Consider the following 14253-nt stretch of genomic DNA (forward strand, 5'->3'; position numbering starts at 1 on the left):
CTCCATTCATCAAGAGCTAAATGCCGAATGCTTCGTACCTAGCTCGCTCTCGGTAGATTGGATGCCGTTCAACTAATCCCTTTTCAATGCGTGCCTGCTCTTGTTCCGACAAGTTCTGCATATGGTCATTTGTTTCTAAACGCTCTACCTCTCGTTCGTTCGCCCACGATTCAATATCTTGTTCCGTGGCCAACATACGATCCATCACTTCGCGAATTTCTTTCGGTGGCAAACCACCTAGCATGGATACCTTTTGATACAATTTAGTAAGCCATTTAGCAAACTGTCTAAAGGCTCGTTGCAATGATTTCGTCGGTGCCGAACCATCACGGACATAAGCTTCAAATCCTTGGGCAAATCTTTCATGTGCGGTACGGTTTGTATCGGCATCCGCCCCTTCCTGGTACCCCGTCCATGTCTTGATGGCTTCCCAATCACTTACCACCTCTCTAGGTGCACCTTCCATGTTGGCCAACATGCGTAAATCTTCTAAAAACACATGGCCTGATTCATGTACAAACGTAGAGAAATTAGCACTATCAAAGAGTTCTACTAACTTTCTTCCATCATCGTACATAGATGTTACGCCCCGCACGGATTGATAATAGGAAGTATTTTCCTCTTTTAACTTGCGTAAATCTTCTTCATTTGGTATAGTGTACGTAAAGAAATCACTGATGTGGTATTCCGTCGATGGCAATTGTAGCCGGTTGACCGAATACCAATCGGTGATTTTTTTTGTATTTAAGTAACAAGCTTTTTCGGCTTTCCCTTCCAGTATATTTTTATACCAACTTATAGAAGGATCTAAAGTTTTCTTATTATATCTGGCATATGTACTAGTTATAACATTAACCTTATATGTACCGCGACTACTATCAGCATCTAGCTTAATCGGAATAATAACATTAGCATTATTAACTGGATACTTTAATTGAACCATGGCAATAATACTACCTTTTTGTGTTTTAGATTCAAACACGGCGATAGGATCAGACAATTGTTGAATTAGATTTTTAATCCCCGCCTTTGTAATCTCAGGATGTTCTTTCATGATTTTACGAATTTTACCGACACCCATAACAACTTCATATGGTTTTGCCCCTGCCAATTGTAACGCAAGCGGTGTAGTCATTACTCTAACTTGCATACCTGCATCGTAAGAATCCAAATTGTCTATAACCTTACTCCAGTTCGCTGTATCAGCTTTTAGTTTTGCCTTAGCCTCTACGACTTGTTGCTTGGTAACACCTGAGGGTTGTGATTGATAATAGGAAGTATTTTCCTCTTTTAGCTTGCGTAAATCTTCTTCATTTGGTATACTGTCATCAATAGATAGCATTTCAGTGTGGCTGGGTTTTGATTTCCCGCCCACAGAGATGCTATCTTTTTTTGTCCGATCAATATATAACAATCGATCATGCTTTAACTGTTGTTCATACCACGTATCATGTTCTCTAGGGAAAATAGACATTATAAAGTTCCCATTTTTATTTTTATCAAACACGATAGGTATATTAGTAAGCTTACCTTCTTCTGACTTTATCTCAATAATACTAATAAAAGAATTACTCTTTACTTGATCTTTTTTAGGATCATAATTTTTAAAAACAGCAATAGGATGAGCTAATGCCTCTGGAAACTGTTTCACTAATTCTAACTTAATCTTATTGGCATGTTTTTTGTTAATAACCTTATTTATTATATTATTTTCAATATATATATCTTTATTTGACATACCAATCATTTGATACACCAATGGCATACTCATAACCCGATGTCTATTTCCTGTAACCTTATTAGCTTTAAACGCATCAATCAGTGTGCCCCACGCTTCTGTGTCAGCTTTTAATTTTGCCTTAGCCTCTACGACTTGTTGCTTTGTAACACCTGAAGGGTGTGACTGATAATATTCAGAATTTTCATTTGAATCTATATAAGAGTTACCATTCATATCCTTGACACCTGATAACATTTCTTGTATAGTAATCTTATTAGGAGCGACGGCTACACTTTTATCACTCTGTGAATGTAGCCCCCGCTCCAATTTTTTATTTTCAACGATAATACTATACAAATCTAAACTTGTTGGATTGACAGTGATGTTGCCATGGCGTTCTTCGCCAACAACTCTCACAACATATATCTTTCCGTTAATCGATACTGGTACATAAAATCTATGATAATATTCGACTTCATTTTTTCGTTTCTGAGCATTGGAAACAGGAGCAGTGAAGTCTTTTTTTCTATTCTTTGCACTTTCAACAAGAACAGCATTTTCAACTACAGACTTTAAATTGTCTAACAAGCTTCTATGAATAGCCCTATTTTTATGTGTGAGATTCCATGCAATATGTTGTGCTCCCTTATAATCTTTAATGCCCAAAGTAGCGAGCTTATCTTTCGAGAAAGCTATCCCTTTGAACTTATCTCTTAAATAGTTAGCCAGCTCAGAATTTTTCATTTTATGAATCGAATGATATCTATCGAGGGTAATACTAACAACTTCGACTTCAGTCTTTGGATCTACGCCAGGATTTAGCGGTTGCGTAAACCCGTTCTTGATTTGTTTTGTATCACCCATTTGAATAGATATGTACCTATCCATGTAGTCCTTGGCCGTAAAATTCCACTTCCCAGCTTTTTGCATAATGTTGGCCATCACATCTGCGTGTGAGGCAAATAACAAGGCCCCTTCTTTAGCTTGTTTGGCTACTTCTCTATTCGGAGATTGTCGCAACGTATTGTACACATCTTGAAATACTTGATACCCATCTTTACTAAAGTTCATACGCATGGCCACGTCGCCCTTAGCGATTTCGTCTACTGCACCCTCTAGTCCTTCGATATCACGAATCGATTTCGATGCTAGCTCCATCTCGTCATAGATTTGGTCAATCATTAGGGTAGCCTCAGGGTCATTGTGTACGCTTTCCTTTTCTAGCTGCCTATTGTACGCTATAACACGCATTCGTTCTGCCTCAGGTGTAATTACATTAGAATCAACCCCGTCCATGCTTACATAAGGAATTGAAACGCCATTTTTTTCGGCCTGTTTAACATTTTGATACTGTCTATTATATTTCTCACGGAACTCCGCTTGTGCTTCTAACAGAATCGTATGATACGTCTGTGCCACATGGTCATGATCATCTAATACATCGTTTGGGTATGCCGTATTTATCGATAAGCGAAGCTTTAAAACGCCTAATTAGAAAAACAACAATCTAGTATTCCCTGGTGAATGTGGCAATCCTTATAATTCAGCTATGTTTTCTAAAATGTAAAAAGTTCGCCACTGTAATCGGCAGACATGATTTTACGACACATGATACTCATCATACACACGTCACCTTATTATTAAAAGCAAGTGTAAACTTTGAGGTCGTACAAATGAAGGTCGGAAATGATTCATGCTAATAAAAGATGGATACCTTCGCTCATATTCCACCAATTATGGAATCCACTATGGTAGAAAAGAATTCAAATATATTGCAGAATGATGTCCAAATGAGGTCAAAGGCTACACTAATAAAAGATGGTAAAGAAAAAACCGCACCAAAGTGCGGTTTATAGTGGTGGATCAACAGGGGTTCGAACCCTGGACACCCTGATTAAGAGTCAGGTGCTCTGCCAGCTGAGCTATTGATCCATAAGGATACAACTATTATAGACCCATATTATTCAAATGTAAAGTAAAATCTTTAGGAAGATAAAAATAGCAAAAAAGATCAATCATATGTGCTATCTATATATTGTCTACTGTCAGTACAATGACTATGTTAGTGTATTATAGGCGCCTTAAAATATCTTGTTTTTTACTTTCAAATTCTTCATCAGTAATAACACCCTCATCATGTAATTGTTTTAATTGACGGAGTAAGGCCGAGAAATCTAATTCTGAATCGATTACTTGAATGCCCTCTGACGTAGATTGCTCCATCCTTGTAATCATCTCACACTGATTTGTATCAATTCTTGTATCAATTGCGATATTATCAGCGTCTACGATATGGGGAAATATAATAGTATGTTCTCGTAATTGATGGGTCTTAGCAAACTCATGGTGAAGCCACCTTATAATAGAATGATTAATGGAGTTCGATAATATGTCAAAAACTGCCAAACATTCGTCATCACCTAAGATACTTAATGAGGCATGTGTATTGCTTACTTTATTATATTTAATTTCTCGTATCGCTAATGCCGAAAATGATGATGTAACTCCATATCGTCCAAAATATTTTACCACTAAATTTGTTACGTCATAAGTTAAATGGACTTGTAGCATGCGGCCACCGGGCCAGTATTCTTTACAGTCTTCTCTGTTATTATCTTTTTTCGTCCAAAAGTTAAATAGTCCCATCCGCATACCTCATCACGATTTTCTATAATGTACATGATCGTATATCCTATTATCCACCTATTTTCCACATAGGTCGTGCTGGTTGCACGATACTTTTACCATCATGTGCCTCTTTTTTCAATTGTAACACATTTTTTATATGATCTGCTAACTCGTTAGATTTCATACCATTTCTAACTAAATTAATCAGGTTAGATTCATCATCATGTAGTAAGCATAAACGTAAATATCCATCGGATGTAAGTCGCACACGATTACAATGTTTACAGTATCTATGAGACATAGCAAAAATAAAGCCAATAATAATTTCATTTGGTAGTTGGTAATACGAAGCTGGTCCAAAGCCTTTCACAGTTTCAACTTCCACTAATGGCGCTCCTACCAGTCGTTCAATCTGAGACTTCCATTCCATAAAAGTAGGCCCATCAAATTTCTTATGTTGAAATGGCATATATTCAATAGCTCGCCATACAATTTTCCATTTTTTTACATACGAAAGTACATCAAGAATCTCATCATCCGTCCACTGTCGTGTCAAAACAGTATTTATTTTAACAACATCAAATTCGGCTGAAAGTGCTGCTTCTATACCAGATAATACATTAGACAATTGATTTTGCTTGCCAACGCATGATGCAAATATGTCCGCATCCAGAGAATCTAAACTAATATTAACGCGATTCAATCCCAATTTTCGTAATCGATGTGCTTCATGAGAAAGTAAACTTCCATTCGTCGTCATTGATATGTCTTCAAACCATCCTGTTTTATATATCCTTTCGAGTAATTCATGCACATAAGGATATAATAAAGGTTCTCCGCCTGTAAGGCGAATAGCTCGTACACCCAATAAATGAAACGCTTCTATAATTACCATCCATTCATAAACTGATAGCAATTCTAACTGTGTATCCGTTGTAATTTCTGTAGGTCTACAATAGGGACAACAAAAATTACAGGCTTCCGTTAATGAAAGACGTATATAGTCAATATGTCTACCCCATGCGTCTTGTACCATAGTAGCTCCTATATTTATATAACTTGAATTATATCATCATTTTTGATTATGCCGCCAATGATAACTTTAGCAAATATTCCTTGTGTTGGCATAATACATGACCCTACTTGTTTTTGTATTTCACAACCAGAATGACATTCTTTACCAATCTGAGTCACTTCTAATAGAGCACTTTCGCCTATTTTTAAATGCGTCCCCACTGGCAATTCATATAAAGTGATTCCTTCTACCGTAATATTTTCAGCAAAATCTCCTGGATTAACCTCTGCACCTTTCTGTCTCATTAAATTAATGCTAGCAATACTGAGCAAACTAATTTGCCGATGCCATGGACCACCATGAGCATCTCCCTTTATGCCAAAATTAGCAATCAATTCTGCCCTCTCTATATTATGTTTTTTTTGCCCTTTTTTCTCACTCATAGAAATAGCAATTACTTTACCTATGATAGATTTCATATATATCACCTAATACTTTTTATCTATTAACAATACTGAGTTATATTATATCACAATATATTTAATAATATGAACATACTAGCATATGCTATCCTTAATAAGATTACTAAAAAAATCATATACTACTCTATACAGTATACAACTATTCACACTCTTATTCTGTGAAAAATCTCTCACGCTAATGGAGGAATATAATATCTATCTAATTGATATTTTTTCCTTGGTATTTTTAATATTAGTTCACTGACCGTTATTTATATAAGAATATAACTTTTTTAGAACTGAGAACTATAATAGTTAATTCATATACTTTCATAGTTTATCTTCTTCTATTGTCTTTAACGGACGATATTCCTTATAAAAATACTATCAATATCTGTAATCTAAAGATTGGTTACATGACTTGACTCCTCTTCTCACCTAAACTTTCACGAACCATCAATCAACAGTACTGTTAGTTATATGATTATTGGTTTACCCATTCTATTCACAAGAAGAAATTAATACATAAAGCATAAGAAAAAGAGGAAAGTTGATGCAATTTCATCAACTTTCCTCTTTTGTATGTGGGTGTAGAAAATAATCTACAGATACTTTTTCACCATACTATAAATATACTTAATGCAGTAATCTAATAAACGACACAACATCTTCTATTAATGGTATGCTAAGAATTATGTGTAAGTTTTATCGTTTTGGTATAACAGAGCCTTCTTCTCCTACCCCATTAAATAAAAGATTTAATGCTACTGCCATAAAGCTACCAAATGTAATCCCACTTTTCATAACAATTTTTGCCCAATCTGGAAAATTTTGATAAAAATCAGGTGCAGCCAATGGAATCATAGCAACGCCAATACTAATAGCCACTAACATTAAATTATAGTTTCCATCAAAATTCACTTTACCTAATGATCGAATACCACTGGCAATAATCATGCCAAACATAGCTAATCCTGCACCGCCTAAAACTGCATTAGGAATACAAGCAATTACTGCTGCCATTTTAGGGAAAAGACCCAGTACAATTAAGATGGCCCCTGATGTAGCCACTACGAATCGACTCTTGACACGTGTAACAGCTATTAATCCAACATTTTGAGCAAATGCGGTATAAGGAAAACTATTTAAAATACCACCTAAAAAAGTAGATAATCCATCGGCCCGCAAACAAGCTGCCAACTCACGTTTTCCAATTTTTTTATTAACAATTTCACCAATAGCAATAGTATCACCAGTTGTTTCTACCATAACTACTAACATAACAATCAACATAGAGACAATCGATGCCCAATCAAATGTAGGATATCCAAAAGCAAATGGTGTCACTAAAGAAATCCATTCAGCACTTTCCACTGCTTCAAAATTAACAACTCCCATAAACCCAGCAATAATAGTGCCAAAGAGAAGTCCTAGTAATACAGCAATATTACCAATAAAGCCTTTACCATAACGATATACAAATACAACAATCATAAATGTTAGAAAAGCCAAGCCTAAATTAGTAAAACTACCAAAATCTTTAGCGCCAACACCGCCACCCATCCAATTAATAGCAACGGGCATAAGTGATATACCAATAATTGTGATAATCGTACCTGTTACTACTGGTGGGAATAATCGAATTAATCGACTAAAATATGGGGCCGCTAAAAATGTACAAATACCAGCAATAATAATAGCACCATAAATAGCTGTAATTCCATGTTCCATACCGATCATAATCATAGGTGATACAGCCGCAAATGTAACACCTTGAATCATCGGTATTCTGGCTCCTACTTTCCAAAACCCAATTGTCTGGATTAATGTGGCAATCCCACAAGTCAAAAGGTCTGCATTAATCAAACGTATTAACGCATCAACTGGCAAATGTAATGCTTGTGCTAAAATAATCGGTACTGCTACAGCACCTGCATACATAGATAATACGTGTTGCAATCCATAGGTGAGCATTTTAGAAGCTGGTAATATGCTATCAACCGTATTTTCATTTCTAATCATCTGTTCGTCGCTCATAAGTCCCCCGTTAAACTATTAAAATAATATGTACTTCTAACGTATATAGTTTACCTTATAATTACAACTTATGCAAATGAATTATTTATATTTCTTACTAATAAATGATAATTTAGATACAGTCAAGTAAATAATCGCATTATATCACTATATCCGTTTGTAGGATCTCAATGGTAACCATAAATTTGTCATATTACTGCTATAAACTCTAAGTAGATGGCACTGTACGAATGTGGAATTTTAATAATCTATAATGCAATATAACCGATGCCAAATGCACCGGTTATATGAATAAGAGAATTAAATTTTTATTAATATTTTCTATACACCTATCAATATCTGTATCTATTTTTGCTAATGAAATAAATATATGTCTATAGACTAGATTACTACTTTAGCACTGATAAAAGATATATTAATATTATTTTCACCCTAGTATTACCTATTATAATATCATTCTTCACACTAATATCTATTATCATCCAATAAAATGTATACTATAAATTAGAATCACTATACTATACTTACACATCATATAAACTTATATATCAATCGAAAGTAGATTAATTTCACATTACCTCTTATAAAGTATCAATCTGAGAATAGCAAATATCATTAAATTCTTTCATATGTGTATGTTTGCATACATCCAAAGCTGTCTTATAATATAAAGCTGCCTCTTTTATGTTATTCTTTTCTTGTGCAATATATCCTAAGTAATACATAGCTGCACCAATATGTAATCCATAGCGTCGTGCCATAGTTTGCGTAACCTTAAAAAAGTCCATAGAATTTTTTAAAAATTGTTCAGCTATATCCCACTGCTTGCATTGCATATGCAATATACCTTGCAAACGTAATAATATGCCAAGCTCCTTATGATAGTTGGATTCCATAGCCAAATTCATAGCGGCTTCAAAAATATTTTCAATATCAACAGAAGTATCTGTGAATAATTTTAGAAAAATGAGTTGTCTATATACGGCTAGCAAATAATCTGATTTATGAATATCCTCAGGCATAGCAATAATCTTTAAAAGCAGCTGTTTAGCTACAGCAACATCTCCGACTAAAATACAGTATCTTGCTTTTGTCATATAATATGATGAAAAAAAATCTCTCACTGTATTATCTTCTATCAAAGACCAGTCATCAATATCTTCTGATTGATGAGCTTCATATAACGCATCTAATTGATGTAACAATGTATGACTTTCAGAAGAAAAAATATACTTCTTATTAGTAAATAATAACAAATCAATGATTTGTGCAAATGGAAAAGGTGCATAAGGTCGTTCAAACTCATAGTTAATTAGCTTTATTTTATATCGTGCAGATCGCCAAATATTTCCTGCTTTTTCCCATGTAGCTATTAATTGTCTATATAAAAGCTCATCATCTTCTGTGTAAGATAGTTCTTTTTCAAGCTGAACTGCTTCTAAAGCAGCTACTTCATTAATAGCATCTTTTGTAGGTAGTGCAGTCGATTGCTGTGCCTTGCGCAAGGGAGCAACAAGATCTTCAATGTCATCACTAATGGCGCATAAATCATCTTTCTCAAATATTTCTTTCAATAATTCATAAACCGCAATCGCTTGCGCTGGTTTTCCTAAATCGATATACGTACGAATTAACATAGCGTACAAATCTTCATTATACGGATCTTCTGATAATACCATACGTGCATATGATTCTAATTCAATAAAATCCTCAGTTTCTTTTGCGATATTAATTTTTTCTACTAACGCTTTTAAATAAATTTGCTTAATTCGTCTTCGTTCTGACAAATACCATTCTTCATAGGATACGGATCCTTTAGTAAAAAAACCTTGTAGGAATTCGCCTTTATATAACTTAATATTATCTATTGGTGCTAAAAGAAATCTATCAACATCAATGAAAATATTGGTTTCTTCATTTAATTGTATTACTGATTTTACTGGTGATATAAAAACATTTTCTCCCAACAACTTTTTCGCTTCATATAAGGCATTTCTCAAATTTTTACGCGCAATTACTTCTGTTTTATCTGGCCATAAAAGTCCACCCAATTCATCACGCATCACTGATTTCTTTATAATAATATAATATACTAATGCATTCACCTTATTATAGGAAAAGAACATTTCTTTACCATCTTTAATAATTCTTGGGGTTCCTAACAAGTTAACTTCTAACACTTCAGCCATAGTATGCCCTCACTTTATATTGGATAACTTCCCTATGTATACTGTATAAATTTAGTTTACACCACCCTGTATCATTCAACAAGAATTGAAACTATAACTGACAGGCACTTATGATAGTCTCTTCTTGTTCATCAACCAGCGATTCAATAGCATTCATCGTAGACTTCAACTCTTCTACAAATAATGTATCTTTGATACTGGCTAAATTAATTTTCACATTGAGAAAAGCCGACTTAACTGCAGCGCGTGCATTAATAGCTGCAATAGCTGCATCAGTTACAGTATTTTTATTTCCCTTTTCTATGGCTTGTTGTGCTAAAGGGAATATATCTGCTGCCAATACTCCAATTTCTAAAGGTACTAGTGCTGCATTCTTATAACAATTCTGAATAGCTTCTGTACGAGCAATCTTTTCCTTATCAGTATGTTTCGGCAATTGTAAGGCACTCATAAAATTAGAAAATACTTTCATATCTTCTTCTGCCAATGCAAGAAAACGACTTCTCATAGTACTAGCCTTTTTCTGTAATTCTTTCATATCTGATGTAACAGTTTCATACCCAGATTTATCAATCGTTAAATTAGCAACCATTTCTGCTAATGCAATGGCTGTTGCCCCCGTTATAGCCGCTATTGCTCCACCTCCTGGCGTAGGCGCTTTAGAAGCAGTATGGTCAATAAATTTTTCTACTGTTGTAATTTTTAAGTCCATATCGATTCCTTATTTATTAAAACAATCCTGTAATTGTGCCATCAGATTCAATATCCATATGTAACGCAGCAGGTTGCTTAGGCAATCCTGGCATAACCATTACATCCCCAGTCCGACATATAATAAACCCTGCTCCTGATGCCACGCGCACATCAGATACGGTTACCACAAAATCTTTAGGTGCCCCTAGCAATGTTGGATCATCACTTAAAGAATATTGTGTTTTTGCCATACATACTGGTAACGATGAAACATCCCAGTCTTCTAACTGCTTAATTTGCTTAAGTGCTTTATTAATAAAGATAACATCCTTTCCACCGTAAATAGTTGTAACAATTTTTCGAACTTTTTCTTGAATACTTTCATGTATATCATACACAGTCTTAGGTACGATGGAAGTGCCTTCTACCATATCAGCAATGCGCTTAGCCATATCTATAGCACCAGTACTTCCCTTACTCCAAGATTCATTCAAAGTAACATCCACGCCATAATTAGCACATTTTTCAAGGACCATATCTACTTCATCTAATGTATCACTGGCAAATTTATTAATAGCCACTAATACTGGCAGACCAAAGTAACGCATATTTTCTATTTGTTTGGCTAAATTAGTAAACCCCTTACTAACGGCTTGTATATTTTCTATATCCAATTCATTCTTAGGTACACCGCCATGCATTTTTAATGCGCGAATGGTAGCCACAATAACTACTGCATCTGGATATATACCTGCATAAGGACATTTTATGTCCAAAAACTTTTCTGCTCCTAAATCAGCACCGAATCCAGCCTCTGTAACTACGATATCACTTATTTTTAAAGCTAGTTTGGTTCCTATAATCGAATTACATCCATGAGCAATATTAGCAAATGGACCACCATGAACAATCGCAGGATTATGTTCTAATGTTTGTACTAAGTTAGGTTTAATAGCTTCCTTCATGAGAAGAGCCATCGCACCTTGACATCCCAATTGATGAACATATACAGGATCTCCTTTTAAATTACAACCTATAATAATATTGCCAAATCGTTCTTTTAAATCATCTAAATCTTTCGCTAAACATAAAATGGCCATGATTTCTGAAGCAACGGTAATCATAAATCCATCTTCACGAGGGAATCCACATACTTTTCCCCCTAAACCAACAGTTACATGACGTAAAGCACGATCATTCATATCCAACACACGATTCCAGGTGATTTGTCGTATATCAATTTGTAATGCATTGCCTTGATGAATATGATTGTCTATAACAGCAGACAATAAGTTGTTAGCGGCGGTAATGGCATGCATATCACCAGTAAAATGTAAATTAATATCGTCCATAGGCACTACTTGAGCATACCCACCACCTGCAGCACCGCCTTTAATTCCAAAAACTGGCCCCAATGATGGTTCCCGCAAAGTTGCAATCGCTCTTTTACCAATTTTATTGAGTGCTTCTACCAAACCAATGGTAGTGGTAGATTTCCCTTCACCTGCTGGCGTAGGTGTAATGGCTGTAACTAGTACTAATTTACCATCTTTCTTGTCTTGTAATCTATGAATAGCATCAAAAGAGACTTTTGCTTTATAATGACCATATTGCTCAATTTCATCTACTTTTAAACCACATTTTTCAGCTATATATCCGATTTTTTCCATTTTATTTGTTTGAGCTATTTCAATATCACTTAACATATAAGCCTCCCGATTTGTCTACTCCATAAGTATAATTGTTTTTTATAATAACACAATTATACAGTATCTATACATATTTCGTCTAACAAATATTTTTTGTGTATTATTTAGTGTTTTTGACTATTATTAGACGGCTAACGTATATGCTTAATGTGTAGATGGTGCTCTACCAACTATATATTTTATATTAGATACTATATACTATACTAAATACCTTACTCCTCAACATATCTTTAGTATATATTCAGTCTATATAAATTTGCGAGCCCTCCAATAAAACCTCGTATTTCATCCTCATATATAGATATCTAATATAAACAATCCATTCTCCTTCAAAAAGACTGCATCAAGATTATGTAGATTGCTACTAATTTTGATGCAGTCTTTTTATACTAACTTTCTGCGAATAACATATTATCCTTAAAAGTTATTATTCTCTATATAATACTATCTGTCAAAACAGCTACTATTCTTATGGGTAAAATGGGAAAAAAATGGGTAATAAAACTAAGGATACGATAATAGAAACAATTACTAATGGTCCTCCTGCTTTTATATAATCCATAAATGAATATCCCGCCACATTATAAACCATTGTATTCGCGGGCATACCTATTGGTGTTGCATAAGCACAAGAACTACCAATCACAATAGCTACTAATACAGCCTTAGGATCTGCTCCTATTTGCGCTGACAAAGAAATTGCAATAGGAACCATTAACGCACAAGCTGCTGTATTAGACATAACATTTGTTAATATAGCAGTAATCAAAAATAATACCGTCATCATAATAAAAGGATCTGGATTCGTACCCATTGTATTAATAATTGTTGTTGCTATTAATGTACCTGCCCCTGTTTTTACCAATGAAGAAGCCAATGCTAGTGACCCAACAAATAAAAGAATCGTTTTCATATCAATTGATTTAACGGCTTGAGTTTCGTTAATAACACCTGTTGCTACTAGTACTAATGCGCCAATCCAAGCAGTAATATATAGCTTAATACCGATATAATCTTCAAATATCATCCCTATTATAGTTGCGATTAATACAATACTAGCAATCCACTTTTTCCACATTGGAACGTCACTATAATCATTAATCTGTTCATACGTACTATCTGGAGTCCTTGATGATTGATTTGGCAACAATTTAAACCCTATAGTCGTAAAAAATAGAATTCCGATAATCAGTACAGGTAGTCCTATGATCCCATAATCAAAAAATCCAAATTTCATATGTAAGATAGATTCTAAATTGGATTGAGCAATCATATTACCAGGTGCACCAATTAGACTTAAATTACCTCCCATAGCGGCTGCCATAGATAAAGGCATTAACAATTTTGTAATTTTAAGACCTGAACTATTAGCAATTCCAATAACAACAGGAATTAAAACCGCTGCTGTTCCTGTATTTGACAAAAATCCAGATAAAATTCCTGTAATTCCCATAACTGCCACCAGTAACATTCGTTCTGTTTTAGCAAATTTTGTGACTAACGATCCTACATATGCCGCTACACCTGTTTCAAAAAAAGCAGCCCCTACTATAAACATTGCCATAAATAATAAAACATTTGAATCAACAAAACCGTTAAATACTTCTTTAGGTGTTAAAATACCAGTAATATTTAAACCGATGGCGACAACCATTGCTGTAATCGATAATGGGATTTTTTCCCAAATAAACATAACTACTGCAAATACTAGAAATACTAATGTAATACTAATAGCATCCATTTTTACACTCCTCTCAGAACAAATAACATCAGCCGCTCTCACATTCCATTATGTCTTCTA

9 protein-coding genes and 1 tRNA gene are annotated in these 14253 nt (G+C 34.5%); all 10 read right to left on the reverse strand.

The genetic code is table 11. The features are described from left to right. Positions 1–16: 16 nt before the first annotated feature. Positions 17–3139: a MuF-C-terminal domain-containing protein gene (locus tag K357_RS0101715; RefSeq protein ID WP_028257175.1), complete on the reverse strand. Its 3123-nt coding sequence runs from the start codon at positions 3137–3139 to the stop codon at positions 17–19. Positions 3140–3576: 437 nt separating this feature from the next. Next, a tRNA-Lys gene (locus tag K357_RS0101725) sits at positions 3577–3652 on the reverse strand. A 138-nt stretch (positions 3653–3790) separates the two neighbouring features. Next, entirely contained in the window at positions 3791–4366 is a 576-nt protein-coding gene (locus K357_RS09290; protein WP_051211974.1) for an SHOCT domain-containing protein, read from the reverse strand. Between the two features lie 49 nt (positions 4367–4415). After that, positions 4416–5384 (reverse strand): GTP 3',8-cyclase MoaA, encoded by a 969-nt coding sequence (moaA, locus tag K357_RS0101735; RefSeq protein WP_038113387.1) that lies wholly within the window; start codon positions 5382–5384, stop codon positions 4416–4418. A gap of 14 nt (positions 5385–5398) precedes the next feature. Then, entirely contained in the window at positions 5399–5842 is a 444-nt protein-coding gene (locus K357_RS0101740; protein WP_081658373.1) for an MOSC domain-containing protein, read from the reverse strand. A gap of 687 nt (positions 5843–6529) precedes the next feature. After that, positions 6530–7846, reverse strand: a complete 1317-nt coding sequence (locus K357_RS0101745; RefSeq protein WP_028257178.1) for a nucleobase:cation symporter-2 family protein — start codon at positions 7844–7846, stop codon at positions 6530–6532. A gap of 596 nt (positions 7847–8442) precedes the next feature. Beyond that, entirely contained in the window at positions 8443–10050 is a 1608-nt protein-coding gene (locus tag K357_RS0101750; protein ID WP_028257179.1) for an AfsR/SARP family transcriptional regulator, read from the reverse strand. A 91-nt stretch (positions 10051–10141) separates the two neighbouring features. After that, a complete protein-coding gene (locus K357_RS0101755; protein ID WP_028257180.1) occupies positions 10142–10762 on the reverse strand; it encodes a cyclodeaminase/cyclohydrolase family protein in 621 nt (206 codons plus the stop codon). A 16-nt stretch (positions 10763–10778) separates the two neighbouring features. After that, positions 10779–12449, reverse strand: a complete 1671-nt coding sequence (locus K357_RS0101760; RefSeq protein WP_028257181.1) for a formate--tetrahydrofolate ligase — start codon at positions 12447–12449, stop codon at positions 10779–10781. 472 nt (positions 12450–12921) lie between these two features. Then, on the reverse strand, positions 12922–14193 hold the full coding sequence (locus K357_RS0101765; protein ID WP_028257182.1) for an SLC13 family permease: 1272 nt from the start codon (positions 14191–14193) through the stop codon (positions 12922–12924). Positions 14194–14253 lie beyond the last annotated feature (60 nt).

It is taken from the genome of Veillonella montpellierensis DSM 17217, assembly GCF_000426745.1.
Taxonomy (GTDB): Bacteria; Bacillota; Negativicutes; order Veillonellales; family Veillonellaceae; genus Veillonella; species Veillonella montpellierensis.